The following is a 25,558-nucleotide window of genomic DNA, read 5'->3' on the forward strand; positions in this document are numbered from 1 at the left end:
CGGGGCGGTGCCCTGGACGGGGCCTGCGCGCCGGCGCCGCGCCCTCCGGGGTGCGGCGCCGGCGGGCCGGCCTGTCACAGCTGCCGGACGTCGGCCTCCACGGCCTCGAAGGCCTTGCGCGCGGCGATGAGCACCGGGTCCCAGACCGGTGAGAACGGCGGGGCGTAGGAGAGGTCGAGCGAGAGGATCTCGTCGACGCCCATCTCGTTCCAGATGCAGATGGCGAGGGCGTCGACGCGCTTGGCCGCCGCCTCCCGGCCGACGACCTGCGCGCCGAGGAGCCGGCCGCTGCGCCGCTCGGCGATCATCTTCAGCCGGATCGGCTGCGCGCCCGGGAAGTAGCCGGCCTTGGTCGTCGAGTCGACGACGGCGGTGACGAACTGGTATCCGGCCGCCTCGGCCTCGGCGGTGGACAGCCCGGTGCGGGCGGCCTCCAGCTCGCAGATGCGGGTGATCGCGGTGCCGATGACACCGGGGAAGGTGGCGTAACCGCCGCCGATGTTGATGCCCGCCACCCGGCCCTGCTTGTTGGCGTGCGTGCCCAGGGCGACGACGACCCGCTGGCCGGAGAGCCGGTGCACCGACTCGACGCAGTCGCCGGCCGCCCAGACCCCCTCCACCTGGGTGCGCATCCCCGCGTCGACGGCGATGCCGCCGGAGACGCCGAGCGGGATGCCGGCCTCCTCGGCGAGCCGGACCGCCGGGCGCACGCCCAGGCCGAGCACCACCAGGTCGGCGGGCAGCTTCCGGCCGCTGGCGGTCACCACCGCGCGGGCCCGGCCGCCGGCGTCGGTCTCGATCGCCGCGACGGCGTCGGAGAGGACCAGTTCGATGTCCTCCTTGCGCACGGCCTCGGCGATGAACTCGCCGACGTCGGGGTCGAAGGTGCCGACCGGGGTCGCGGACATGTCGACGACGGTCACGTCGAGCCCGCGGATCCGGCAGGCCTCGGCGATCTCCAGGCCGATGTAACCGCCACCGACGACGACCACGCGCCGCACGTCCCCGCCGTCGAGCGCGGCCCTCAGCGCCGCGCCGTCGTCGAGTGTCTGCACGCCGTGGACGCCGGTCGAGTCGATGCCGGGCACCGGCGGCCGCATCGGGACGCTGCCGGTGGCGTACACGAGGTCGTCGAACGGCTCGACGCCGCCGTCCCCGCCGGCGAGGTCCCGCCAGGAGACGACGCGGCGGTCCAGGTCGATGCCGACGACCTCGGTCCGCATCCGGACGTCGATGCCCATCGCGCGGTGCTGCTCGGGCGTGCGGGCGACCAGGTCGGCCTCACGCTCGACGGTGCCGCTGATCCAGAACGGGATGCCGCACGCCGAGTACGACGTCGCCCGGCCCCGCTCGAACACCACGACGTCCAGGTCGGGACGCCGCTTCTTCGCCTGCGCCGCGGCGCTGCCGCCCGCGGCGTCCCCACCGATCACGACCACGCGTCTGCCCACGTCCCGGACGCTAGGGGACCCGGTGCGCGTCCGCCGGTCCACGGTGCGGCGCCCCGGCACTAGCGTCGGTCCATGACCGTCCCGCCACCTCCCGGTCCACAGCCGCCGTCGCCGACGCCGTCGCCCGTGGACCCCGTCCCGCCGCCGGAGCCCGCCCCGTTCCCCGTGCCGGGTCCCACCGACCCCTCGGCGCCGCCGCCGTCCGGCCCCCAGCCGGTCTGAGGCTCCCCGGCGCGGTCGTCGCCGGGCAGCGGCTCGCCGGCGTGCCCGGCGGACCCGGGCTGCGGGCCGCCCCGCGAGAGCCGCTGCCGGCCGCCGCGGTCAGCGGACGGCCGTTCCGGTCGCTGGTGTGCCCGGCGGTCCCTCCGTCCCTGCTCCGCCACGCGGCAGGGGGTCCTGGCAGGGTCGTCCCGACGCCGTCGTCCGCACGAGGGCCCGGCGGACCGGAGCGGGGAGGACGGCGACGTGGTGGGCGGCGGAGACGGTGCTGCGGGGCAGGGCAGGAGCTGGCGGGACGGGCTGCGCGACGGCGCTCCGTACGGCGCCGCGGCGTTCGTGCTGGCGGTGTCCTTCGGGGTGGTGGCCACCGACGCCGGGATGCCCGAGGTCGCCGCGATCGTGATGTCGGCGCTCGTCTACTCGGGCTCGGGGCAGCTCGCCGCGCTGGGCATCGTCGGCTCCGGCGGGGGCGTCGGGGCGGCGGTCGGGGCCGCCACCCTGGTCAGCTCCCGGTTCCTGCCGATGGGCTTCGCGCTCGGGCCCTCGTTGCGCGGCAGCCGGCTGCGCCGGGCGCTGGAGGGCCAGGCGACGGTGGACGCGTCCTGGGCGATGGCCGCCCGCGGCGACGGCCGGTACGACCGCGAGTACCTCTTCGGCCACTCCGCGGCGCAGTACGTCCCCTGGGTGGCCGGCACGGTCGTCGGGGTCTTCGTGCCGGTGCTCGACACCCGCGCCCTCGGCCTGGACGCCGTCTTCCCGGCGTTCTTCCTCGCACTCCTCGCGGCGGAGGTCAGCGACCGGCTGCGACTCGGCGTGGCCCTGGCCGGCGGCGGGGTCGCGCTCGCCCTCGTGCCGGTCGCCCCGCCGGGCCTGCCGGTCCTGGCCGCCGGCGCCGTGGCCCTCGTCGGGCTGCGGAGGCCGCGGTGAACCCGTCGAGCTGGTGGCTGCTCATCGGCCTGTGCGTGCTGACGACCGCACTCACCCGTGGAGCCGGCCCGGCCGCGACCGGCGGGCGGGAGCTCCCCGCGCCCGCCGTGCGGGTCGTCGTCCTGCTGTCCTCGGCGCTGCTGGCCGCGCTCGTCGTCACCTCCGCGCTGGCGGACGGCACCGCGCTGCGCGTCGGCGCCGACACCGCCGGCGTGGCCACCGCCGGCCTGCTGCTGTGGCGGCGGGCGCACCTGCTCGTCGTCGTCCTGGGCGCCGCCGCGGTCACCGCCGGCCTGCGCGCCCTCGGCGTGGACTGAGCCGAGCGGCCCGGCTCAGGCCCGAGCGCCCCGGGGCACCGGCCGGACGTCGCGGGCCCCGGAGAGCTCGTGGCCGGCGTCGCAGACCAGGGCCAGGTGCACCGGCTCCTCGCAGCCGCGGTGCCGCAGCTCGAGGGGGACGTCGCCGTCCTCGGCCAGGTACCTGTCCCCCCACGCCATGAGGGCGACCAGGACCGGGTGCAGGTCGATGCCCTTCTGCGTCAGCCGGTACTCGTGCCGCTGCCGCTCCCCCGGCGCCTGGTACGGGACCCGCCGCAGGACACCCTGGTCCACGAGCGTGGCGAGCCGGTCGGTGAGCACGGCCCGGGGCGCGCCGAGCACCCGCTGGAAGTCGGCGAACCGGCGCACGCCGAGGAACGCCTCCCGCAGCACGAGCAGGCTCCACTTCTCGCCGATGACGGCCAGCGTGCCCGCGACGGAGCAGCGCGACCGGTCCCAGGGAGCCTCGCTCACGACACCAGCATAGCGGCTGGGTTCACTTGACGAACTACCTCGGGAGGAGCAGAGTTCGCTCAACGAACCCAGGGAGGCCGGGATGGATCTGCCCGTGACGACCAGGCCGGTGCGGCCGGACGACGGCCCGCTCTTCTGCCGGCTGTGGGACCGCCTCTCCCCCGAGACGGTCTACCGGCGCTTCCACGCGCCGCTGCGCTCCCCGCCGGCGGACGCACACCGGCTGGTCGAGGTCGACCACGACCTGCGCGAGGCGCTGGTCGCCGTCGTCGGCGGGGAGGTGGTCGGGGTGGCCCGCTACGACCGCTCCCCCGCCGACCCCGGGACCGCTGACGTCGCCGTGGTCGTCGAGGACGCCTGGCAGGGCGTCGGCGTCGGCCGGCAGCTGCTCGGCGAGCTCACCCAGCTGGCCGCCCGTCGCGGCGTCCGCAGCCTCACCGCCGACGTCCAGGCCGACAACGACCGGGTGGTCGGGCTGGTCCGGCGGCTGCTGCCCGGCGCCGTCCTCACCTCCCGGCACGGCGTCTACGCCGTGCAGAGCCCGGTGCCCGGTGCTGCCGCACCGGTCGCCGCCTGACCTGCGAGAGGAAGCACCATGTCCCTGCGCACCAGCTTCGCCGCGCACCGCCGCACCCGCGCCCGCCTGCGCGAGGAGCGCGCCTTCGAGCGGCTGCTCGCCCGGGCCCCGACCGTCGAGTCCGCGCACGAGCTGCGCGCCCTCGCCACCCGCCGCTGACAGCCGCGGTCAGCCGGCCGGCGGCCGCAGCTGCCCGTAGAGGCGGGCGAGGTCGGGCAGCTGGTGGTGGGCGTTCAGCCCGCTCGGGTTGGGCACCACCCAGGTCGCCGCGCCGCCGACCCGCTCGGGCTGCAGCCCGGTGCCCGCGCGCGGCCGGTCGAAGCCGAGCCGGTAGGCCGTGATGCCGAGGACGGCGAGCACCCGCGGCCGGTAGCGCGCGACCAGCTCGCCCAGGGCTCCGGCTCCGGCCCGCAGCTCCTCGGGGGAGAGCTCGGCTGCGGTCCGGGTGGGCCGGTCCACCACGTTGGTCACGCCGAGGCCGTACTGCAGCAGGTCCATGTCCTCCTCGGGCCGCATCAGCCGCGGGGTGAGGCCCGCCCGGTGCAGCGCCGGCCAGAAGCGGTTGCCCGGCCGGGCGAAGTGGTGCCCGCGCTCGGCCGACGTCAGCGACGGGTTGATCCCGCAGAAGAGGACGTCGAGGCCGGGGGCGATGACGTCGCGCAGCGGCTTGCCCGGCACGGCGGCGAGGGTAGCCGGGGACGGCGCACACTGGCCGGCATGACCGAGGGCGCCGACGCGGCCTTCCGCCGCTTCGTCGCCGCCGAGCGCGACGGCCTCCTCGCCGAGGCCCTCCGGCTGACCGGCGACCCGGACCGGGCCGAGGACGCCGTCCAGCGCGCGCTGGCCCGCACCCGGCTGCACTGGGGACGACGCGGCGCCGACCCCGCGACGACCGCCGCCGACGCGCTGCACGACGCGGCCACGGGGGAGGACGGCGGACAGGTCCTCGAGTCGCTCGACGACCGACGACCACCGGCGCCCCCTCCGCCCGCGCACTGGCGGCTGGACGCCGACGCGGCCGCCACCGACGCCCTCGGCCGCGCCCGCCGGCAGCGCCGGGTCCGCACCGCCGGGCTCGCCGCCGCGGCCGCCGCCACCGTGGCGGTGGCCGCCCTGGTGGTCCCGCAGCCGGGTCCGGAGCCGCGCGACGCCGGGGGCGCCCCGCAGCCGGCCGCCGACGTCCCGGTGCTGACCGAGCCCACCCGCGGCACGCTCGCCGGGGACACCGCGTTCGTCGAGGCCGCCCGCCGCGCCGACTGGGGCCCGCTGACCCCGCCGCCGGTCGAGGAGCGCCGCGTCGTCCTCGCCACCGACACCCCCGACGGCCGCGTCGTCCTGCTCGCCGGCACGGTCGACGAGGACGTCCGCGGCGTCTGGCTCACCGGCCCGGTGGGCGCACCGCCCGAGCAGCTCACCCGCTCCGTCCCCCAGGACCTCGGCCCGTACCGGCCGGCGTCGCTGCTGGTCGGCGGCCCCGGCCCGGCGACCCTCGTCGTCGTCACCGCCCCCGGCGACGAGGTCGAGGTCTCCCCGCGGCTGCAGGTCGGCCCGCGCGGCACGGTCGACCGCAGCTACGAGCCGGTCCCGGCCGACGGCGGCCTCGCGGTCACCGGGGTCCGGACCACGACCGCCGGAGCCGGCACCAGCGTCCGCGTGCTGCGCGACGGGCAGCCGGTGTACCGCGCCGGCGTCACCGCCCCCTCCCTCCCCACCGGAGCCGCGCCCGGCCTCCCGGCCGGTCCCGCGGAGGTCCCGCCGCTGGAGCCGCTGCGCCCGGCGTCCGCCCGCCCCGCCGAGCGGCTGGTCACCGAGGCGCTGACCGACATCGCCGTCCCGCTGGGCGCCGAGCCCGCCGACCTGCAGCCGCAGCTGCTCTGGGCGGGCACCCTGCCGATGCCCGAGGTGCCGGGCAGCGCCGCCGTCGTCGTCGGCCGCAGCCCCGGCGGCGGGCTGGTCGTCACCACGTGGGCCGGCCAGCTCGGCGCCACCGGCGCCGGCCGCACCGTGCCCTGCGGCGTGCACACCCCGCCGGGGACGACGGACGTCGCCGGGCTCGTGGTGGCGCGGGTGTGCGACCTCTCCTCGCCCGAGAGCGAACCCTCGGACGCCGGCCGCTGGCTGGTCGTCACCGCGCCCGCCCCCGCCGCGGCCGCCGCCGTCCTCGACGAGCACGGCGGCCTGCTCGCGACCGTCCCGCTGCCCGACGGCGGCGGGGTCGCCCTCCTCCCGACCGGGGCGCGGGACGTGCGCACCCTCGACGCCGCCGGGCGGGCGCTCACCGAGGTGCCGGTCAGCGCGATCGCCACCGAGCCGTTCGGGGACTACGGCTCCGGCGAGGTCCGCTAGGCCCGGCGCGGCACCGGCACGGTCATCAGGTCCGCCGCCACCACCAGGTCGCCGTCGAACACCTCCGCCGCCTCGTCCCGGAAGCGGGACGGGTCGGGGTAGCGCTGCGAGAAGTGGGTGAGCACCAGCCGCCGCACCCCGCACTCGGCGGCCACCGTCGCCGCCTGCCGCGCGGTCAGGTGCCCGTACTCACGGGCCAGCGCGGCGTCCTCCTCGAGGAACGTCGACTCGATGACGAGCAGATCGGCCCCGTCGGCCAGCGCGGGGACCGCGTCGCACAGCCGGGTGTCCATCACGAAGGCCACCCGCTGCCCCGGCCGGTGGGCGCTCACCTCCTCCAGCCGCACGGTCCGCCCGCCGACGTCCAGCGACCCCGCCCGCTGCAGCCGACCGACGTCCGGCCCGGCCACCCCGGCCCGGGCCAGCGCCTCGGGGAGCATCCGGCGGCCGTCGGGCTCGACCAGCCGGTAGCCGAACGCCTCGACGAGGTGGTCCAGCCGCCGGGCCTCCAACGTCCACGACGGCCCCGCGGCCACCGGCCCGTCGACGGCCAGCGGCTCCTCGCGCAGGTCGAGGACGTCGTGGAACACCGACGCGGCGCGCAGCCGGCCGAAGTACTCCCGCCCGGATGCCGGGAAGTGCGCGGACACCGGGTGCGCGACCCGGTCCAGCGACATCCGCTGCACCACGCCCGGCACGCCCAGGCAGTGGTCGCCGTGGAAGTGGGAGATGCACAGGTGGGTGACCGCGCTGCTCGGCACGCCGGCGAGCAGCAGCTGCCGCTGGGTGCCCTCACCCGGGTCGAACAGGAACCCCTCGCCGTCCCAGCGCAGCAGGTAGCCGTTGTGGTTGCGGGTGCGGGTGGGCGCCTGGCTGGCGGTGCCGAGGACGACGAGCTCGCGCACGGCCACCGCCGGCTCAGCCGACCTGCTCGACGCCCGCCGCGTGCCGCCGGGCCAGCTCGCGGTAGATCGCCGGGTTGCCGTCGACCCAGACCGCGGCCCCCTCGCTGAGCGGGCCCCGCACCGTCGCCGGGGCGCCGAGCGCCAGCACCCCGTCGGGGACCACCGCCCGCGGCGGCACCAGGCTGTGCGCGCCGACGAGCGCCCGGGTGCCGATGCGGGCGCCGTCCTGCACGGTGCTGCCGTTGCCGATCAGCGCCTCGGCGCCCACCACCGCGCCGTGGACGACGCACTGGTGGCCGACGGTCGCGCCCGGCCCGATCTCGGTCTCCGGGTCCGCGCCACCGTGCAGCACCGAGTTGTCCTGCACGTTGGCGCCGGCCCGCACGACGATGCGGCCGAAGTCCGCGCGCAGCACCGCGCCGTACCAGACCGACGCCCCGGCCTCGACGACGACGTCGCCCACGAGCGTGGCGGTCGGGGCGATCCACGCCTCCGGGGAGACGGAGGGGGCACGGCCTTCGAAGGAGAACAGCGGCACGGGCGGAGCGTAGGGGCCGGTCCAGCCCCTCCCTCCCGGGTGTGGTCCGCGTTACGTTCGGCGTCCGTCGCCCGACCCTGCTGGAGGACCCATGGACCGGCTCCGCTTCGGCACCTTCCTCGCTCCCTTCCACCCCGCCGGGGAGAACCCCACGCTGGCCCTGCAGCGGGACCTGGAGCTGGTCGAGCACCTGGACCGGCTCGGGTACGACGAGGCCTGGATCGGCGAGCACCACTCCGCGGGCACCGAGATCATCGCCTCGCCGGAGATCTTCATCGCCGCCGCGGCGGAGCGGACCAAGCACATCAAGCTCGGCACCGGCGTCACCTCGATCGCCTACCACAACCCGCTGTGGGTGGCCGAGCGCATGGTGCTGCTCGACCACCTCACGCGGGGCCGGGCGATGCTCGGCTGCGGCCCCGGCTCGCTGCCCACCGACTCGATGATGCTGGGCCTCAACCCGACCGACACCCGCGAGCTGCTCGAGGTCGACCTCGACATCATCATGCGGCTGCTGCGCGGTGAGACGGTGACGCAGAAGACCCGTACGCACGACCTGGTCAACGCCCGCCTGCACCTGCGCCCCTACACCCAGCCGCGCTTCGAGGTCGCCGTCGCCGCGGTCGCCTCCCCCACCGGACCGCGGATGGCCGGGCGGCACGGCATCGGGCTGCTCTCCATCGGCGCCACGCTCACCAAGGAGGGCTTCGACGCCCTGGCCCACCACTGGAACGTCGTCCAGGAGCGCGCCGAGCACTTCGGTCAGACGGTGTCCCGCCGCGACTGGCGGCTGGTCGGGCTCATGCACGTCGCCGAGACCCGCGAGCAGGCCTACGCCGACGTGCAGCACGGCATCGAGACCTGGTTCCGCTACTTCCAGAAGACGGCCGCCTTCCCGCAGATGGCCGTCGAGGGCGGCGACGCCAAGGAGATGATCGACTTCATCAACGAGGCCGGGATCGGGGCCATCGGCACGGTGGAGGACGCCCGCGCGCAGGTGCAGCGGCTGTGGGACCAGTCCGGCGGCTTCGGCTGCATGCTGCTGCTCGGCCACGAGTGGGCGAACCCGCAGGCCACCAAGCGCTCGTGGGAGCTCATCGCCCAGCACGTCGTGCCGCACTTCCAGGGCGGCGAGGTCTCCCACGCCCAGCAGACGCTGGACGCCAAGGAGTACGCGATGGGCAAGCGTGAGGACTACGCCGCCCAGCAGATGCAGGCCGTCGCCACGATGACCGAGCGGTACGAGCAGGAGAAGGCCGGCGGCTGACCTCCGCGGGCTGGCCGCCGCCCCGGTGGTCGGGGCGGCGGCCGGCCGCTGTCACCGCAGCGGGAAGGAGTGGTGCTCGTGCGCGACGCGCCACCGGCCGCCGTCGCGGCGCAGGCCGAGGGTGATCCGGAGCCGGTGCCCGGGGTGCTCGGCCGGCTCGGCCGCCGCCCACCGCAGCACCAGGTCGCGGACGACGGACCTGTCGTCGCTCATGCCGGTGGAGACCGCGGTCGGTGCGCCGGCTCATCGGCGTGCCGATCGGTGTGGCCGAGGCGACACGTCCTGCACGGCGCGCAAAGTTGCACGGTCTGCAAGAAAAGGCCGACCATGGCCGAGTGACCTCCTCCGGACTCCGCGAGCGCAAGAAGGCCGCCACCCGGTCCGCGCTCCACGAGGCCGCGTTGCGGCTGGTGGCCGAGCGCGGCCTGGACGGCGTCTCCGTCGACGACATCGCCGCCCGCGCCGACGTCTCGCCGCGCACCTTCTTCAACTACTTCGCCACCAAGGACGACGCGGTCCTGGGGCTCGACCCCGAGGGGCTGCGGCGGACGGCGCAGGCGCTCGCCGACCGGCCCGCGGACGAGTCGGCCGTCGCGGCACTGCGCGCCGTCCAGCGCGAGCAGGCCGGGGAGATGGCGCGCGAGACCGAGCTGTGGCCGCTGCGGCTGCAGGTCATCGAGGCCAACCCCGACCTCGTCGGCCGGCTCGTCACCCACTTCGGCGAGGCCGACCGCGCGCTGGCCGGCGCCGTCGCCGAGCGCACCGGCACCGACGTCGACAGCGACACCCTGCCCACGCTGCTGGCGCTGACCAGCGGCGCGGTGATGCGCACCGCTCTGCACCGCTGGCTGACCGGCGACTTCACCGACTCGCTGCCCCGCCTCGTCGACGAGGCGTGGGATGTCCTCGCCCGCGGCCTGGCCGCCCTCCCCCACTGACCCGAGGAGCCCTGTGCACGCCCCCACCCCGACCGCGACGGACGATGCACCGCTGTTCGTCCTCACCCGGCGCCGGATCAACCTGGTGTTCTCGGCGCTGATCGCCGGGATGCTGGTCGCCAGCCTCGACCAGACCATCGTCTCGACGGCGATGCCCACGATCGTCGGCGACCTCGGCGGCGTCTCGCACATGGCCTGGGTGACGACGGCCTACCTGCTGGCCAGCACGCTGGTCATGCCGATCTACGGGAAGTTCGGCGACCTGTGGGGACGCCGGAACCTGTTCCTCGTCGCGATCGCGCTGTTCACCGCCGCCAGCGTCGGCGCGGCCCTGTCGACCGACTTCACCTGGTTCGTCATCTGGCGCGGGGTGCAGGGCCTCGGCGGCGGCGGGCTGATGATCCTGTCGCAGGCGATCATCGCCGACGTCGTCCCCGCCCGGGAGCGCGGCAAGTACCTCGGCCCGCTGGGCGCCGTCTTCGGCCTGGCCGCCGTCGCCGGCCCGCTGGTCGGCGGCTTCTTCACCGACCACGCGAGCCTCGGCTGGCAGTGGTGCTTCTGGATCAACGTCCCGGTCGGCATCGCCGCGCTGGTCATCGGCTGGTTCGCCCTCACCCTCCCGCGCAAGCGCAACACCGAGCCGGTCGACTACGCCGGCATCGTCGCCCTGTCGGCCGCGACCACCTCGCTGGTGTTCGCCACCGACTCCGGCGGCGACCGCGGCTGGACCGACGGCTGGACCCTCGGCCTGATGGCGGCCTTCGCCGTGTCGGTGCTGGCCTTCGTGCTGGTCGAGCAGCGCGCCGCGCAGCCGATCATCCCGCTGTCGCTGTTCCGCAACCCGACCTTCGTGGTCGCCACGGCGCTGGGCGCCGCCATCGGCCTGGGCATGTTCTCGGCCATCGCCTTCATGCCCACGTTCCTGCAGATGGCCTCGGGCACCTCGGCGGCCGGCTCCGGCCTGCTCATGCTGCCGATGATGGCCGGCCTGTTCGTCACCGCCATCGGCTCGGGCATCGCGACGACGAGGACCGGCCGCTACAAGGCCTTCCCGATCGCCGGTGTGCTGGTCATCGCCGCGGCGATGCTCTGGATGACCACGCTGTCCGGTGGCACCTCGCTGGTCACCATCTGCACGATGCTGTTCGTCATGGGCCTCGGCCTCGGCCTGGTCATGCAGGTCGTCGTCCTGGTGGCGCAGAACGCGGTCTCCCCGCGGGACCTCGGGGCGGCCACCGCCACCAACAACTACTTCCGCGAGGTCGGCGCCACGCTGGGCGTCGCCGTCTTCGGCACGGTCTTCACCAACCGGCTCGCCGAGAACCTCACCGGCGCGCTGACCGGCAACGCCCAGCAGGCGGCCGCGGCCGGCATCACCTCGCCGGACAGCCTGGTCCCGCAGGCGGTGGAGGCGGCCGGCGAGCCGCTGCGGACGGCGATCGTCGACGCCTACGCCGGCGCGCTGGCCCCGGTGTTCGGCTACCTGCTGCCGGCCTTCGCCGTCGCCCTGCTGCTGGCGCTGTTCCTCAGGGAGATCCCGCTGTCCGACGTCGCCGGCATGGTCGCCCGCGGCGAGGCGGTGGCCGGGGACGACGTCGACCGCAGGGACGACGAGGAGCGCGAGGCCACCCCGGTGCGCTGACCCCGCCGGCCGAGGGCGACCCCTGCGCGCCGAGCACCGGACCGGCCCGCCGAGTGGGCAGTTGCGGTCGCCGACGCGCACGGACACGCCGCGGCGGGCGACCCGGACTGCGCACCGGGCTCAGGGCCCGAGGTGCCGGCGGCGCCGGGTCAGCGGGCGACGGCGGCGATGGTGGCGGCCAGCGGCGTACCGACCGCCGGGGTGGCCGACGGGACGAGGTCGAGCGAGGCGAGCGCCCGGGCGGTGTCGACGAAGTCCCGGACCGGCTGGGCCTCCATGTCGTTGCGCCAGGCGATCGCGACCGGGGACGGCGGCAGCCCCGCCACCGGGACGAACGCCAGCCCGGGGCGGTCGTAGTAGCGCTGGGTGGAGGCCTGGGTGAAGGCGACACCCCGACGGGACAGGATCGCCTCGAAGCACTCGTCCACGCTGGCGACCTCGGCGCCGAGCCGGACCGTGTGCGGACCCCGGCTGTCGACGGCGAGCCAGAAGTCCCGCCAGTACTCCGGTGCCCGCCGGCCGACGAAGGGCTGGTCGACGACGTCCTCCACCGAGACGCGGTCGCGCGTGGCCAGGGGCGACTCGCTCGAGGTCACCAGCACCCGCGGTTCGACGAACAGGGTCTCCATCGACAGCCAGCTCTGCACCAGGACCGGCGGGCGGATGAACGCCACGTCGACGCTGCCGGTGGACAGACCGACGTAGGGGTCGGCGAAGTCGTGCGAGCGCATCTCCAGCTGCACCCGGGGACAGCGGGCCTGGAACGCCGCCAGGATCCTGGGGGTGAGCTCCGCCGCGGCGTTGGCCTGGAAGCCGACGACCAGGCTCCCCCCGCCGCCGTCGGCGGCCGCCCGGCGGGTGGCGGCGGTCAGGCGCTCGACGCCGACCAGCAGGCGGTGCGCCTCCTCGAGCAGCACCACGCCGGCCGGGGTCAGCTCCACGCGCCGGCTCGTCCGTTCCAGCAGCTGCGCCCCGAGGGTGTGCTCGAGCTTGCGGATCTGCACGCTGAGCGAGGGTTGGCTGATGTGCAGTCGCGCCGCGGCCCGGCCGAAGTGGAGCTCCTCGGCGACAGCGACGAAGTAGCGGAGGACGCGGAGTTCAGGAGCGTCCGTCACGGACCCACCCTAGGAGCGGTGGCAGCCGTCACACCAATGCCCCTGGCCTATCGATCGGTGGCCGACAGGTATTGGACGTGAGCCGGATCACACGGATCTGATGGCACCGGCCGCCGGCACGACCCCGCGGCCCACACGTCCCACCTGCTCGGAGAGGAGCACGCCGATGACCGCTGCGACCCGCGCGCCGTCCGCCCAGGCGTGGGCCGACGCGTTCGCCGAGGCCAGCAACACCGACCCGGAGATCCAGGCCCACGGCAAGTACTTCACCTGTTCGTACCTGCTCGACGCCACCGAGCGCAGCTACGTGGTGGAGGTGCAGTCCGGCCGGGTGGTGAACGTCGCGGTGGACCCCGGTCCGCTCGACGTGGCCTACGACTTCGCCATCCGGGCCAGCGCGGAGACGTGGCGCGGTTTCGGCGAGCCCGTGCCGGCCCCCATGTACCACGGGATCTGGGCGGCCACGTTCCAGCGGGACATGCGCCTGGAGGGCAAGGTGCTCGTCCTCATGCAGAACCTGCGGTGCATCACCCGCCAGATCGAGCTGCTGCGCGTCGTCGGCGCCCCCGTCTGAGGAGGAAGACAGCCATGAGCAGGATCTCCCCCGTCACCGGCCACTACGTGACGCTCGAGGTCGACGGCCTCGAGTACAAGGTCTTCTACCTCGAGAACGGCACCGGCCAGCCGCTGGTCTGCCAGCACACCGCCGGCTGCCACAACCACCAGTGGCGCGGCCTGCTGGAGGACGACGAGATCACCGCGGACTACCGCGTCATCGCCTACGACCTGCCCCGCCACGGCAAGTCGGACCCGCCGGAGAACGCCGAGTGGTGGAAGGAGGAGTACAAGCTCACCGCCGACCACTACGTCAACTTCATCGTCGCCCTCTGCGACGCGCTGGAGCTCGAGGACCCGATCTTCATGGGCTCCTCGTTCGGCGGGAACGTCGCGTTGCAGCTGGCCCTCCGCCACCCGGACCGGTTCGCCGGAGTCCTCTCGGTCGAGGGGGCCGACTACTCCCCGGGCTTCTACCTCGACTGGTGGCAGCACCCGCACGCCAACGCCGCACAGGTGTGCGCGAGCGGGGTCTGGGACCTGATGGCGCCGCAGTCCCCCGAGGCCGACCGATGGAAGACCTGGTTCTACTACTCGCAGGGGTCCGAGGCGTTCAAGGGCGACCTGCACTTCTACTCGGTGGACCACGACCTGCGGGGCCGGCTCGGCGAGATCGACGGCGACCGCTGCCCGGTGGTCATGCTCACCGGGGAGTACGACTACCTCACGACGCCCGAGGACAGCGCCCGCACGGCGGGCGAGATCAAGAACGGCGCGTTCATCGCCATGCCCGAGATCGGGCACTTCCCGATGAGCGAGAACCACGCCACCTTCCGCCGCTACCTCCTCCAGGGACTCCAGGCGCTGCAGGACGTGAAAGCGAAGTCCGGCTGATCCCCCCTGAGCCGGTGGGCAGTCACCTGCCCACCGGCTCAGGAGCCTGGTGCTCCGCCGCACCGAGCCGGGCGCGCGGTGGCGCGGCCGGTGACCGTCGTGCGGTCATCGGCCGCTCAGCGGGTGCGGGAACCACCACGACCGCACACTCCCGCGGCCGGACCCGCTCCCAGCCGTCGTCCAGGCTGCTCGCAGGACCGTGCCGGGCCGGCCGGGCACCGTGGGGTCATGGCCGCCGACCACCGCGGAGGACTGGACGCCGCCCTGCTGCTCGCCGCTCTCGCGGTGGCGTGGCTGACCCTCACCCCGGCCGGGGGCGCCGGCTGGGTGTGGGGTGCCCCGCTCACCGAGCTGCGCTGGTACGCGACCGGGCTGGGCTCGGAGGCGACGGTGCTGCAGCTCGTCGGCAACCTGGCGCTGCTGGTCCCGCTCGCCGTCCTGGCGGTGCTGCGCCGGCCACGGCTGGGCACCCCGACGCGGCTGGCCGCGCTCGCGGTCGCCGCCGGCGCCGGCATCGAGCTGCTGCAGTGGGCCCTGCCGCTGGGCCGCGTGGTCTCCCCGGTCGACGCCGCGCTCAACGCCGCCGGCGCGCTGGCGGCCGGGCTGGTGGTCGCGCTGGCCACCGGCCGGTCGAGTCAGGGGCGGATCGCCCGGCTCGGCGGAGGGCCCGCCCTGCGGTGAGGGGACCGTCGCTGCTCGACGTGAGGCGGCCCCGCGTGCGGGGTGCTCCACGCGCGAGGCCTGACCCACGGCCGCCCCCGGGCGCGGTCAGCGGGCTGGGACGAGCCCAGCACACCCACGGGCGGAACGCCTGCTGAGCGCCTCCGGCCGCCTCGACCCGGGTGCTCCGCAGTGGGTCGTTCAGGGACACGGAGCGGGCCCGCGGCACCGGGCGGGGCCACCGGTCTCCCCGGCCGAGCCGACGCGGCTCAGCGCCAGCGGTACTCCAGCTCCGGGCGGCCCGCGCCGCCGTAGCGCGGCGCCCGATCGACCAGCCCGGTGTCGGCGAGGTACTCCAGGTAGCGCCGGGCGGTGATCCGCGAGGCACCGATCAGCTCCGCGGTCTCCGCGGCCGACAGCCCCTCGCCGGCGGAGCGGACGGCGGCGACGACGGCGTCGAGGGTCTCCCGGCCCATCCCCTTGGGCAGCGGCGCCGGGCGGGTGGACCGCACACCGCCGAGCACGCGGTCGACGTCGTCCTGCCCGGCGGCGTCCCCACCGGCGTGCAGCCGCTCGCGGTACTCGGCGTAGGCGGCCAGGCGGTCGCGCAGCGCCGGGTAGGTGAACGGCTTGAGCAGGTAGCCGACGACGCCGTGCGCGGCGGCGGCCCGCACCGTGGCCAGCTCGCGGGCGGAGGTGACGGCGAGGACGTCGACCTGCGCGCCGGCGCCGCGGATCCGCCGGCACAGGTCGATGCCGTGCCCGTCGGGCAGGTTCATGTCCAGCAGCACCAGGTCGACCGGCTGCCGGGCCAGCGCGTCGAGGGCCGCGGCCCCGGTGCCGGCGACCGCCGCGGTGGTGAAGCCCGGCGTCCGGTCGACGTACGCGCGGTGGGCCTCGGCGGCGACCGGCTCGTCCTCCACGACCAGCACCCGGATCGCGGGGACCCGGGTCACCGGGACACCGCCGGCACCCCGACGGGCAGCGTGACGGTGAACAGCGCACCGGGGCCGGGCCGCACAGTCAGCGTGCCGCCGTGCCGGGCCACGGCCTGGGCGGCCAGCGCCAGCCCCAGCCCGCGACCGAGGCCGGTGGGCGCAGCGGTCGTCTCCTTGGTGCTCCAGCCGCGCTCGAACAGCCGCGGCACGTCCTCCTCCCGCACCCCGGGGCCGGTGTCCTCGACCCGGATCTCCAGCCGCCCGCCGTCGACCTCCGCGGCGAACTGCACCTCCCGCGGCGGCTCGCCGGCCAGCGCCGCGTCGATGGCGTTGTCGAGCAGGTTGCCGACGATCGTCACCAGGTCGCCGCCGGGGATGCCGGTGTCGCCCACCGCCGTCGCCGGGTCCACCTCCAGCAGCACGCCGCGCTCGTGCGCGGTGGCGGCCTTGCCCAGCAGCAGCGCGGACAGCACCGGGTCGCCGACGGCGTCGACCACCCGGTCGGTGAGCTGCTGGGCCGAGGCCAGCTGGGCGGTCGCGAAGTCGATCGCCTCCTGGGTGCGGCCGAGCTCGACCAGCGACACGGTCGTGTGCAGCCGGTTGGCCGCCTCGTGCGCCTGGGCGCGCAGCGACTCGGCGAAGGAGCGCACGCTGTCCAGCTCGCCGGTCAGCGCCTGCAGCTCGGTGTGGTCGCGCAGGGTCACCACGGCGCCGGCCGAGCGACCCTCCGGCCGCGGCGGGGCCTGGTTGACCACCAGCACGCGGGTGCCGGTCACGTGCACCTCGTCGACGGCGGTGCGCTGCTGGGCGAGCGCCGCGGTCAGCTCCGGCGGCAGGCCCAGCTCGCCGACGTGCCGGCCGGTGGGGTCGTCGGCCAGCCCGAGCAGCCGCCGCGCCTCGTCGTTGACCAGCTGCACCCGCTGCCCGTCGTCCACCAGGAGCAGCCCCTCCCGGACCGCGTGCAGGACGGCGTGGTGGTAGTCGACCATCCGCGCCAGCTGCGCCGGGGACAGCCCGTGGGTCTGCCGCCGCAGCCGCCGGGACAGCGCCCAGCTGCCCAGCCCGCCGACGGCGAGGGTCGCGGCCGCCGTCCCGACGATGCCGGGGACGGCGGCGGCGAGGTCCTCCCCGATGACCTCGACGGTGACGCCGGCGGAGACCACGGCCACCACGTCGCCGTCGACGTCGACGACCGGGCCGGTCGCGCGCACCGACGGGCCGAGGGTGCCGGTGTAGGTCTCGGTGAACGTCTCCCCGTCCAGGGCCGGCGCGATGCTGCCGAGGAACGGCCGGCCGATCTCGCCGGGGTCGGGGTGGGTGTACCGGGTCCGGTCGGGGGCCAGGACGGTGATGAACGACGTCCCGGTGTCGGCGCGGACCGCCTCGACGTAGGGCTGCAGGACCGCGGTCGGATCGGGGCCGGTCACCGCGTCGACGACCAGCGGTGAGTCGGCGATGCTCTCCACGATCGCCGTCGTCTCCTCCTCGGCGGCGGCCCGGACCGCCTGGCGCGCGTCGAGGTAGGCCACCGCCATGGCCGTCAGGACGACCACCGCCATGACCAGCGCCTGGAGCAGCAGCAACCGCCGGGCCAGGCTGGCGTCTCCCCGACGGCGGTGACCGAGGAAGGCAGCGAGCGTCACGCCCGCGAGTGTGCCCGGGAGCGATCCACGCCGGGTCCCGCGTGCACGCAATGAACGAATGCGTGACCCTGGTCACCGGGCACCGCACTGTGATGTACGCCGCCCCCGCGGACACACGCACGGCACACCCCGCAGGCCTCCCGCCGCGGGCCTACCCCCAGGAGCAGTCATGGCGTCAGGCACTGCGGCCGGGCAACCACCGGCCACCAAGAAGCGGGATCGCACCCACTGGCTGTACATCGCCGTCATCGGCGCGGTGCTCGCCGGCATCGCGGTCGGCTTCGCCTTCCCCGAGTTCGCCGTGTCGCTCAAGTGGCTCGGCACCGCGTTCGTCGGCCTGATCAAGATGCTGATCGCGCCGGTCATCTTCTGCACGATCGTGCTGGGCATCGGCGCCATCCGGCAGGCGGCCAAGGTCGGCCGGATCGGCGGGCTGGCGCTGGGCTACTTCATCCTCATGTCGACCATCGCCCTGGCGATCGGCCTGGTCGTCGGCAACATCCTGAGCCCCGGCGACGGACTGCAGCTGTCCGAGGAGCTGCGCGGCGAGGGCGCGCAGCTGGCCGGCACGGCCGAGGAGTCCGGCGGCACCACCGACTTCATCCTCGGGCTGATCCCGACCACGCTGGTGTCGGCGCTGACCGAGGGCTCGGTCCTGCAGGCGCTGCTGGTGGCCCTGCTCACCGGTTTCGCCATCCAGGCCATGGGCCGCGCCGGCGAGCCGCTCCTGCGCGGCATCGGCCACTTCCAGCGGCTCGTGTTCCGCATCCTCGCGATGATCATGTGGGTCGCACCGATCGGTGCCTTCGGCGCCATCGCCGCCGTCGTCGGCGAGACCGGGATCGACGCGCTGAAGAGCCTGGCCGTGATCATGCTCGGCTTCTACGCCACCTGCGCGCTGTTCGTGTTCATCGTCCTGGGGCTGCTGCTGCGGCTGGTCGCGAAGATCAACGTCTTCTCGCTGCTCAAGTACCTGGGGCGCGAGTTCCTGCTGATCGTCTCCACCTCGTCGTCGGAGACCGCGCTGCCGCGGCTCATCGCCAAGATGGAGCACGCCGGCGTCAGCCAGCCGGTCGCGGGCATCGTCGTCCCCACCGGGTACTCCTTCAACCTCGACGGCACCGCCATCTACCTGACGATGGCCTCGCTGTTCATCGCCGAGGCGCTGGGCGACCCGCTGTCGATCGGTGAGCAGATCGGGCTGCTGGCCTTCATGATCATCGCCTCGAAGGGGGCCGCCGGGGTGACCGGCGCCGGCCTGGCCACGCTGGCCGGCGGGCTCTCGGCCCACCGTCCGGACCTGCTGGACGGCGTCGGCCTGATCGTCGGCATCGACCGGTTCATGTCCGAGGCGCGGGCGGTGACCAACTTCGCGGGCAACGCGATCGCCACCGTCCTGATCGCGACCTGGACCAAGGAGCTCGACCGCGAGCAGCTCGACGCCGTGCTCGCCGGTGACCGGCCCTTCGACGAGGAGACCATGCTCGACGACGACGGCCACGGCGGGGGCTCAAGCGACGACAACCTCCCCGCCGACGCGACCAACGCCGGTCCTGGCCAGCGCGACGCCGGTGACGCGCAGGCCAAGCTGGCGGAGTCCTCGGTGCGCTGACCCGCACCGCGTTCCCCCGGGGGCGCCCGGTCCTGTCCAGGACCGGGCGCCCTCGTCGCGTCAGGAGTGGGCGGCGTGCCCGTGCCCGTGGACGGCGTCGTGGCCGTACTCGGCCGCGTCCGCCCGGTCCTGCCGCCGGGTGCGGCGCAGGTCGACGACGGCGAGCACGAGGGCCGCGGCGATCCCGGCGAGGGCGACGGCCAGGCCGGCGGCCGCGGCCGCCGGGTAGTCCTGGGCGGTGGCGCCGAGGACGACGTAGAACAGGCCGGGCAGCGCCGCCGTCCCGATGACCGCGCCGAAGCGCTGCGCGGTCTGCAGCCCGCCCCCGGCCGCGCCGGCCATCCGCACCGGGACGTCGCGCAGCGTCATGGTGATGTTCGGCGAGATGACGAAACCGCCGCCGAGCCCGCCCACCAGCAGCGCGGGGGCCACCGCCCAGGGGACGGCGTCGGCCGGCACGAGCAGCAGGACGGCGACCGTCGCGCCCAGGCCGGTCAGCACCCCGACCAGGCCGATGACGGTCAGCAGCCGCCCGACGCGCTCGACCAGCCGCCCGGCCACCACCGCCGCGGTCGCCGAGCCCAGCGCGAACGGCGTGACCGCCAGGCCCGACTGCAGCGGGGTGAGCCCCAGGCCGGTCTGGAAGAACAGCGCGAAGACCAGCCAGATGCCGCTGAAGCCGACGAAGTAGACGGTGCCCAGCGCCGCCCCGAGGCCGTAGCCGCGGGTCTCGGTGACCAGCCGCGGGTCGAACACCGGCTCCCCGCCGCGGCGGACCACCCGCCGCTCCCAGGCGACGAAGCCGCCCACCAGCAGCACCCCGACCGGGAAGAGCCACCACAGCCGGGACAGGCCGCCGGCCTCCGCCTGCACCAGCGGGAGCAGCAGGGCCAGCGCCCCGGCGCCCAGCAGCAGCACCCCGCCGACGTCGATGTGCCCGCGCCCGCCCGCCCCGCTGCGGGGCAGCAGCCGCCAGGCGAGGACGAACGCGACGACGCCGATCGGCACGTTGACGTAGAAGATCCACCGCCAGTCGGCCACCTGCAGCAGCAGCCCGCCGACGATCGGGCCGACCGCGGTGGACACCCCGACGACCGCGCCGAACAGGCCGAACGCCCGGCCCCGCTCGCCGCCGCGGAACAGCTGCTGGATCAGCCCGGAGTTCTGCGGCGCGAGGACCCCGGCAGCCAGGCCCTGCGCCAGCCGCGCGGCGATGAGCAGACCCACGGACGGCGCCGCACCGGCCGCCGCGCTGCACAGCACGAAGCCGGCCAGCCCGACGAGGAACATCCGCCGCCGGCCGAGGGCGTCACCCAGCCGGCCGGCCGGCACGAGCATCAGCGCGAAGGTGAGCGCGTAGCCGGAGACCACCCACTGGACCGACGCCGCGGAGGCGCCGAGGTCGCGCTGCAGCGTCGGCAGCGCCACCGACACGATGCTGACGTCGAGCAGGCTCATGAAGCCGGCGACGAGGGTGACCGACAGCGCCCGCCAGCGCCGCGGGTCCGGCCGGTACTCCTCCTCACCGCCGGGGTCCCCCGCGGTCCGGGCCGTCCGGTCGAGGTCGGGCCGGGCCGTCACGGGCGCCTCCGGGGGTCTGCAGCGGCGGCGCCCGGTGCGCGCCCGCCGTCCCCCCGATGGTCCGCCCGGTCCGCCGGAGCCGCAGGGCGGGGCCTCCGGCCCTGGCCGCGCCCGCTCGCGCGCTCCTAGCGTGGCCATCCCGACGACTACGGAGGTGCACGATGACCACGTCACTCGACGAGACCCGGGTGGCCGCCTTCGGCGAGCAACTCGTCGGCGCCTACGTCGGCGGCATGGTGGCCCTGATGATCGACCTGGCCTCGCGGACCGGGCTGCTCGACGCCCTCGCCACCGGTCCCGGCACCAGCGAGGAGCTGGCCGCGCGGGCCGGCCTGGCCGAGCGCTACGTCCGCGAGTGCCTGGGGTCGTTGGTCACGGCCGGGGTCGTCGAGTACGACGCCGGCACCCGGCAGTACACCCTCCCGGCGGAGCACGCCGTGCTGCTGACCGGCCCGGGGTCGATGAACATGGCCCCGATCAGCCGGTTCGTCACCCTGCTCGCCACCCACGTCCCCGGTGTCGCCGAGGTGTTCCGGACCGGCGGGGGTGTGCCCTACGAGGCCTACCGCCCGGACTTCACCAACGTCATGGACGGCGTCTCGCGCGGGGTCATGGACGGTCAGCTGCTCGACGGCATCCTGCCGCTCACCGGCGAGCTGCCCGCCCGGCTGACCGAGGGCGTGCGGGCCGTCGAGATCGGCTGCGGCACCGGCCACGCGCTGAACCTGATGGCCCGGGCGTACCCGCGGTCGTCGTTCACCGGCTACGACCTGGCCGGCGACGCGATCGACCAGGCCCGCGCGGAGGCGGCCGAGTGGGGACTGACCAACGTGTCCTTCGAGGTGCTCGACGTCGCCCGGCTGCCCGGCGAGCCGCCGTCGACCGCCGTGTTCGCCTTCGACGCGATCCACGACCAGGCCGACCCGGCCGGTGTCCTGTCGCGGGTCCGCGCGGCGCTGGAGCCGGGCGGGTGGTTCGTGATGGTGGACATCAAGGCGGCCTCCGCCCTCGAGGACAACGTCGGCAACCCGATGGCGCCCTGGCTGTACGCCGTCAGCACGCTGCACTGCATGACCGTCTCCCTGGCCCAGGGCGGCGCCGGCCTCGGCACGGTGTGGGGCGAGCAGCTGGCCCGCCGGATGCTCGACGAGGCCGGCTTCGTCGACGTGGCCGTGCACGAGGTGCCCGACGACCCGTTCAACTCCGTCTACGTGGCCCGCACCCCGCGCTGAGCAGAGGACCCTCTGCCCCCCACCGCGCGACGGCGTGTCCCGGTGCGGCAACCCCGTGATCGACTACGAAGGTGTGGACTCCTGCAGCGGGAGGCGCACCTGGAAGCGGGTGTCCCCCGGGCGGGAGCGCACCCGCAGGTCGCCGCCGTGCCGGGTGACGACGACGCGGTAGGAGACGTCGAGGCCCAGACCGGTGCCCTGGCCGACCGGCTTGGTCGTGAAGAACGGCTCGAACACCCGTTGCCGCAGCTCCTCGGGGATGCCCGGGCCGGTGTCGGCGACCTCGACCAGGGCGCAGTCGCCGTCCCGGGCGGTGCGCAGGGTGAGCGTCCCCTCGCCGGCCATCGCGTCCAGCGCGTTGACGACCAGGTTCGTCCACACCTGGTTGAGCTCCCCCGGGTAGCCGGGCACCGGCGGCAGCGTCCGGTCGTAGTCCTTGACCACCCGCACACCGGACGGGGTCTTGGCACTGAGCATGACCAGCGTGGCGTCGAGCCCGGCGTGCAGGTCGGTGGGCTGGTGCGGGGCGCGGTCGAGCTGCGAGTACTGGCGGGCGGCCTCGACCAGGCCGGAGATGCGGCCGGTGCTGTCGGCGATCTCGGCGAGCAGCGACTCGGTCTCCACGGCATAGGCCAGCCAACGCAGGGCGGGCTCCAGGGCGGCGGGCTCGACGGTGTCGACGACCCGCTCCAGGTCCGCGGGCCCGAGCCCGGCGCCGACGAAGACGCCGGCGAGCTCGTAAGCACCGCCGACGTCCCGCTCGTCGAGCCAGTCGCCGAGCTCGTCCTCCCGGTCGGCGCGCTCGAGCGCGGTGGGCTCCGGGGCGCTGCCGACCCGGGCCACCAGCTCCTCCTGCAGCCCGGTCAGCGACCGCAGCACCGCGCCGTCGAGCCGGCCCTCCGACAGCAGGGCCAGCTTGTGCCGCATCCCGGCGAACCGCTCGCGCAGCGCCGCGGCGGCCCGCGACGCCGCGGCGGCCGGGTTGTTGAGCTCGTGGGTGAGCCCGGCGGTCAGCTTGCCGAGGGCCAGCAGCCGCTCCCGCTGCCCGACCAGCTCGGCGGAGTTCCGCTGACCGATGAACATGCCCTCCAGCAGGTGCACGGCCATCGGGTACCAGCGCCGGAACTGCGCGGCGAACTCGGTCGCGGGCAGCTCGAGGAAGCGGCAGTCGGTCACCGCGCGGACCGTCGCCGGGTAGCGCTGGTCGACCCGCTCGCCGACGTAGAACTGCACCGCACCGGAGTACACGCCGCGGTGCGACGTCCGCACGGTCTCGACCTCGCTGCCGCCGACCCGGCGGGACATGCTCAGCGTCCCCTCGAGGAGGACCGAGAAGCACCGGGCCGGCTCCCCCTCGACCGAGACCTCGGCGCCGGCCGGGTGGGCGACGACGGCGCCGTGGTCGGCGACCCAGGCCAGCTGCCCCTCGTCCAGGTCGGTGAAGAGGAACAGCTCGCGCAGCTCGGCAGCCGACAGCCGCTCGGCCGCCGTCGTCACGACCCCTCCTCGCCGGCGCTCGTCGGACTCGCTCCGAGTCGTGTCCTGCCCCCGGATGCCCTCGCGACCTCGGTCATCTCTCCTCCAGGTACCGGTGCACGAGGGTGACCGCCATGGCGCCCTCGCCGACGGCGGAGGCGACCCGCTTCACCGAGTCCGCCCGCACGTCGCCGGCGACGAACACCCCGGGCAGGCTGGTCTCCAGCAGGTACGGGTCGCGGTCGACGTCCCAGCCGGCGGGACGGCGCCCCTCGCGCAGCAGCGCCGGGCCGGTGGGGATGAAGCCGCGCTCGTCGCGGACCACCGCGCCGTCCAGCCAGCCGGTGCGCGGCTCACCACCGATGAAGACGAACAGGTGGCTGGCCGGCAGCGTCTCCCGCTCGCCGGTCCGCGCGTCCTCCACGGTGATGGCCTCGAGGTGCCCGTCGCCCTGCGCGCCGGCCACGGTGGTGCAGGTGCGGACGGAGATCGACCCGATGCCGGCGATCTGCTCGACCAGGTAGGCCGACATGGAGGCCTCCAGCGACGCCCCCCGGACCAGCAGGCACACCGAGCGCGCGTACCGGGCGAAGAACACCGCCGCCTGGCCCGCGGAGTTGGCCCCGCCCACGATGTAGACGTCGCTGTCGGCGCACTCGGCGGCCTCGGTCATCGCCGAGCCGTAGTACACGCCGCGGCCGGTCAGGTCGTCCACGCCGTCCACACCGAGGCTGCGGTAGGAGACGCCGGTGGCCAGGACGACGGCGTGCGCGGCGATGCGGCGGCCGTCGTCGAGGTGGAGCACCCGCTTGGGCCCGTGCGCCTCGAGCGTCACGACGTCACGGGCCAGCAGCAGCTCGGCGCCGAACTTGACCGCCTGGCGGCGGGCCCGGTCGGCCAGCTGCCCGCCCGAGACGCCGTCGGGGAAGCCGAGGTAGTTCTCGATCCGGCTGCTCTGCCCGGCCTGCCCGCCGGTGGCCTCCCGCTCGACGAGCACGGTGCGCAGCCCCTCGGACGCGCCGTAGACCGCGGCGCCCAACCCGGCCGGCCCGCCGCCGACCACGACCAGGTCGTAGAACTCCTCCCGCGGGTCGACGGCCAGCCCGACGACGGCGGCGAGCTCGGCCTCGCCCGGGTGCCGGAGCACCCGCGCGTCCGGGGTGACGACGATGGGGACGTCGTCCGGACCGGCGCCGGCGGCAGCGAGGATCCGCTGTCCGTCCGGCTCGTCGGCGTTGAACCAGCGGTACGGGACGGCGTTGCGGGCCAGCAGGTCGCGGGCGCGGAAGGACGGGGCCGACCAGCGGTGGCCGACCAGCTTGACGCCGTGCACCTCGGGGTCGGGCGTCTCGTGCCAGGCGGTCAGCATGGCGTCGACGGTGCGGTAGAGCTTCTCCTCGGGCGGGTCCCAGGGCTTGAGCAGGTAGGCGTCGACGTCGACGTCGTTGATGGCCGCGATGGCCGCGTCGGTGTCGGCGTAGGCGGTGAGCAGCGCGCGGCGGGCCCGCGGGACCAGGTCCATCGCCCGCTCCAGGAACTCGATGCCGTTCATCTCCGGCATCCGGTGGTCGGCCAGCAGCATCGCCACCGGCTCGCCACGCAGCTTGAGCTCCCGGAGCGCCTCGAGGGCCTCGGCGCCGGAGCCGGCGCGCAGCACCCGGTACGCGTCGCCGTACTTCCGGCGCAGGTCACGGGCGACGGCGCGGGAGACCTGCGGGTCGTCGTCGACGGTGAGCAGCACGGGTCGGCCCATGGCGGCCTCCTGTCCGGCCCTGCCGGACCGATGAGGTGCGGGAGGACGGCGTCGTTGCCGGGTGACCGCCACGCTAGCCCGGCGGAGCAGCGGTGCGACAGCCTCGCCCGGCTCAGGCGCGGTGGACCGGCTCCGGGAACGTCTCGCGCACCGCCACCATGTCGAGCCCGCGGATCGTGGCGATGAGCAGCTCGACGGAGTCCTCGGGCAGCCAGCCCGGCTCGGCGAACACCGGCACCCCGTCGCGGAAGACCATGAGGCTCGGCGCCCGCTCGACGCCGACCGCGGCCGCCAGCGCCGGCTCGGCGGGCAGGTCGACGGCTCGGAACCGCAGGTCGGGGTGGCGGTGGGCGGCGGCGTCGAAGACCTCCGCGAACGCGCGGCTCGAGCCCGACCCCGCGTCGCGGAAGTCGACCAGCACGATGCCCGCGGCCTGCGTCGCGGCCGCGAAGTCCTCCCCGGAGAGGCTCGTCGTCCCCATGCTGACCTCCGTCCCCC

Annotated in this window: 26 protein-coding genes; 13 read left to right on the forward strand and 13 right to left on the reverse strand. The window is 75.4% G+C overall.

The genetic code is table 11. The features are described from left to right. Positions 1–74: 74 nt before the first annotated feature. Positions 75–1,451: an FAD-dependent oxidoreductase gene (locus tag BMW27_RS03155; protein WP_175486326.1), complete on the reverse strand. Its 1,377-nt coding sequence runs from the start codon at positions 1,449–1,451 to the stop codon at positions 75–77. Between the two features lie 465 nt (positions 1,452–1,916). Between BMW27_RS03155 and BMW27_RS03160 the strand changes: the two genes are divergently transcribed. Together BMW27_RS03160 and BMW27_RS03165 are read left to right on the forward strand one after the other, a co-directional pair. Then, entirely contained in the window at positions 1,917–2,597 is a 681-nt protein-coding gene (locus BMW27_RS03160; RefSeq protein WP_091438936.1) for an AzlC family ABC transporter permease, read from the forward strand. After that, positions 2,594–2,914, forward strand: coding sequence for an AzlD domain-containing protein (locus BMW27_RS03165; protein ID WP_091438938.1), 321 nt, complete (start codon positions 2,594–2,596; stop codon positions 2,912–2,914). The genes BMW27_RS03160 and BMW27_RS03165 overlap by 4 nt, the downstream gene beginning before the upstream one ends. Before the next feature lie 15 nt (positions 2,915–2,929). On the opposite strand, the gene BMW27_RS03170 is transcribed toward BMW27_RS03165, so the two are convergent. After that, the gene (locus tag BMW27_RS03170; protein ID WP_091438939.1) at positions 2,930–3,388 is read right to left on the reverse strand and encodes a winged helix-turn-helix transcriptional regulator; all 459 of its coding nucleotides are present in this window, start codon (positions 3,386–3,388) and stop codon (positions 2,930–2,932) included. Between the two features lie 82 nt (positions 3,389–3,470). Between BMW27_RS03170 and BMW27_RS03175 the strand changes: the two genes are divergently transcribed. Next, positions 3,471–3,965, forward strand: a complete 495-nt coding sequence (locus BMW27_RS03175; protein WP_091438941.1) for a GNAT family N-acetyltransferase — start codon at positions 3,471–3,473, stop codon at positions 3,963–3,965. A gap of 18 nt (positions 3,966–3,983) precedes the next feature. After that, complete coding sequence (locus tag BMW27_RS23210; RefSeq protein ID WP_175486328.1) at positions 3,984–4,124, forward strand: hypothetical protein; 141 nt, start codon at positions 3,984–3,986, stop codon at positions 4,122–4,124. 9 nt (positions 4,125–4,133) lie between these two features. On the opposite strand, the gene mug is transcribed toward BMW27_RS23210, so the two are convergent. Further along, positions 4,134–4,643, reverse strand: a complete 510-nt coding sequence (gene mug / locus BMW27_RS03180; RefSeq protein ID WP_175486329.1) for a G/U mismatch-specific DNA glycosylase — start codon at positions 4,641–4,643, stop codon at positions 4,134–4,136. Positions 4,644–4,682: 39 nt separating this feature from the next. Here mug and BMW27_RS03185 point away from each other — a divergent pair, with 39 nt between their 5' ends. Then, the gene (locus BMW27_RS03185) at positions 4,683–6,311 is read left to right on the forward strand and encodes a SigE family RNA polymerase sigma factor (RefSeq protein WP_091438943.1); all 1,629 of its coding nucleotides are present in this window, start codon (positions 4,683–4,685) and stop codon (positions 6,309–6,311) included. Here BMW27_RS03185 and BMW27_RS03190 read toward each other — a convergent pair. Both BMW27_RS03190 and BMW27_RS03195 read right to left on the reverse strand, forming a co-directional pair. Continuing rightward, a complete protein-coding gene (locus tag BMW27_RS03190; protein WP_091438945.1) occupies positions 6,308–7,222 on the reverse strand; it encodes a ribonuclease Z in 915 nt (304 codons plus the stop codon). The two genes, BMW27_RS03185 and BMW27_RS03190, sit on opposite strands and share 4 nt — an antisense overlap. Positions 7,223–7,229: 7 nt before the next feature. After that, positions 7,230–7,754 carry a gamma carbonic anhydrase family protein gene (locus tag BMW27_RS03195; RefSeq protein ID WP_091438949.1) on the reverse strand — a complete coding sequence of 175 codons (525 nt, stop codon included), beginning with the start codon at positions 7,752–7,754 and terminating at the stop codon, positions 7,230–7,232. Positions 7,755–7,845: 91 nt separating this feature from the next. Here BMW27_RS03195 and BMW27_RS03200 point away from each other — a divergent pair, with 91 nt between their 5' ends. Further along, positions 7,846–9,021, forward strand: coding sequence for an LLM class flavin-dependent oxidoreductase (locus tag BMW27_RS03200; protein ID WP_091438953.1), 1,176 nt, complete (start codon positions 7,846–7,848; stop codon positions 9,019–9,021). Positions 9,022–9,072: 51 nt separating this feature from the next. Here the strand turns inward: BMW27_RS03200 and BMW27_RS23645 are convergent, their stop codons facing one another. Further along, positions 9,073–9,234, reverse strand: a complete 162-nt coding sequence (locus tag BMW27_RS23645) for a nuclear transport factor 2 family protein (RefSeq protein WP_091438956.1) — start codon at positions 9,232–9,234, stop codon at positions 9,073–9,075. 122 nt (positions 9,235–9,356) lie between these two features. Between BMW27_RS23645 and BMW27_RS03210 the strand changes: the two genes are divergently transcribed. Together BMW27_RS03210 and BMW27_RS03215 are read left to right on the forward strand one after the other, a co-directional pair. Next, entirely contained in the window at positions 9,357–9,959 is a 603-nt protein-coding gene (locus BMW27_RS03210; RefSeq protein WP_217638022.1) for a TetR/AcrR family transcriptional regulator, read from the forward strand. Positions 9,960–9,972: 13 nt separating this feature from the next. Further along, positions 9,973–11,601, forward strand: coding sequence for an MDR family MFS transporter (locus BMW27_RS03215; RefSeq protein WP_245743270.1), 1,629 nt, complete (start codon positions 9,973–9,975; stop codon positions 11,599–11,601). 149 nt (positions 11,602–11,750) lie between these two features. Here the strand turns inward: BMW27_RS03215 and BMW27_RS03220 are convergent, their stop codons facing one another. Continuing rightward, entirely contained in the window at positions 11,751–12,716 is a 966-nt protein-coding gene (locus BMW27_RS03220) for a LysR family transcriptional regulator (protein WP_091438962.1), read from the reverse strand. Positions 12,717–12,882: 166 nt separating this feature from the next. On the opposite strand from BMW27_RS03220, the gene BMW27_RS03225 reads away from it, so the two are divergent. The 3 genes from BMW27_RS03225 (at position 12,883) to BMW27_RS03235 (ending at position 14,846) form a co-directional block, all read left to right on the forward strand. Beyond that, positions 12,883–13,290 (forward strand): hypothetical protein, encoded by a 408-nt coding sequence (locus BMW27_RS03225; protein WP_091438965.1) that lies wholly within the window; start codon positions 12,883–12,885, stop codon positions 13,288–13,290. A 14-nt stretch (positions 13,291–13,304) separates the two neighbouring features. Beyond that, complete coding sequence (locus BMW27_RS03230; protein WP_091438966.1) at positions 13,305–14,165, forward strand: alpha/beta fold hydrolase; 861 nt, start codon at positions 13,305–13,307, stop codon at positions 14,163–14,165. A 228-nt stretch (positions 14,166–14,393) separates the two neighbouring features. Then, the gene (locus BMW27_RS03235) at positions 14,394–14,846 is read left to right on the forward strand and encodes a VanZ family protein (RefSeq protein ID WP_091438968.1); all 453 of its coding nucleotides are present in this window, start codon (positions 14,394–14,396) and stop codon (positions 14,844–14,846) included. Between the two features lie 248 nt (positions 14,847–15,094). Here the strand turns inward: BMW27_RS03235 and BMW27_RS03240 are convergent, their stop codons facing one another. Continuing rightward, positions 15,095–15,781 (reverse strand): response regulator, encoded by a 687-nt coding sequence (locus BMW27_RS03240; protein ID WP_245743271.1) that lies wholly within the window; start codon positions 15,779–15,781, stop codon positions 15,095–15,097. Then, positions 15,778–17,406, reverse strand: a complete 1,629-nt coding sequence (locus BMW27_RS03245; RefSeq protein WP_091438970.1) for a sensor histidine kinase — start codon at positions 17,404–17,406, stop codon at positions 15,778–15,780. The genes BMW27_RS03240 and BMW27_RS03245 overlap by 4 nt, the downstream gene beginning before the upstream one ends. A 169-nt stretch (positions 17,407–17,575) precedes the next feature. On the opposite strand from BMW27_RS03245, the gene BMW27_RS03250 reads away from it, so the two are divergent. Continuing rightward, positions 17,576–19,018, forward strand: coding sequence for a cation:dicarboxylate symporter family transporter (locus BMW27_RS03250; RefSeq protein ID WP_091438973.1), 1,443 nt, complete (start codon positions 17,576–17,578; stop codon positions 19,016–19,018). A 60-nt stretch (positions 19,019–19,078) separates the two neighbouring features. On the opposite strand, the gene BMW27_RS03255 is transcribed toward BMW27_RS03250, so the two are convergent. Next, the gene (locus tag BMW27_RS03255) at positions 19,079–20,599 is read right to left on the reverse strand and encodes an MFS transporter (protein ID WP_091438976.1); all 1,521 of its coding nucleotides are present in this window, start codon (positions 20,597–20,599) and stop codon (positions 19,079–19,081) included. Positions 20,600–20,760: 161 nt separating this feature from the next. Here BMW27_RS03255 and BMW27_RS03260 point away from each other — a divergent pair, with 161 nt between their 5' ends. Further along, positions 20,761–21,831, forward strand: coding sequence for a methyltransferase domain-containing protein (locus BMW27_RS03260; RefSeq protein ID WP_091438979.1), 1,071 nt, complete (start codon positions 20,761–20,763; stop codon positions 21,829–21,831). A gap of 63 nt (positions 21,832–21,894) precedes the next feature. Here the strand turns inward: BMW27_RS03260 and BMW27_RS03265 are convergent, their stop codons facing one another. The 3 genes from BMW27_RS03265 to BMW27_RS03275 all read right to left on the reverse strand — a co-directional run bounded on the left by BMW27_RS03265 (position 21,895) and on the right by BMW27_RS03275 (position 25,541). Then, the gene (locus BMW27_RS03265) at positions 21,895–23,328 is read right to left on the reverse strand and encodes an ATP-binding protein (protein WP_091438983.1); all 1,434 of its coding nucleotides are present in this window, start codon (positions 23,326–23,328) and stop codon (positions 21,895–21,897) included. Positions 23,329–23,401: 73 nt separating this feature from the next. Continuing rightward, a complete protein-coding gene (locus BMW27_RS03270) occupies positions 23,402–25,060 on the reverse strand; it encodes an NAD(P)/FAD-dependent oxidoreductase (RefSeq protein ID WP_091438986.1) in 1,659 nt (552 codons plus the stop codon). Between the two features lie 112 nt (positions 25,061–25,172). Further along, a complete protein-coding gene (locus BMW27_RS03275; protein WP_091438989.1) occupies positions 25,173–25,541 on the reverse strand; it encodes a thioredoxin family protein in 369 nt (122 codons plus the stop codon). Between the last annotated feature and the right edge of the window lie 17 nt (positions 25,542–25,558).

The sequence above is a fragment of the Geodermatophilus poikilotrophus genome (genome assembly GCF_900111455.1).
GTDB lineage: Bacteria > Actinomycetota > Actinomycetes > Mycobacteriales > Geodermatophilaceae > Geodermatophilus > Geodermatophilus poikilotrophus.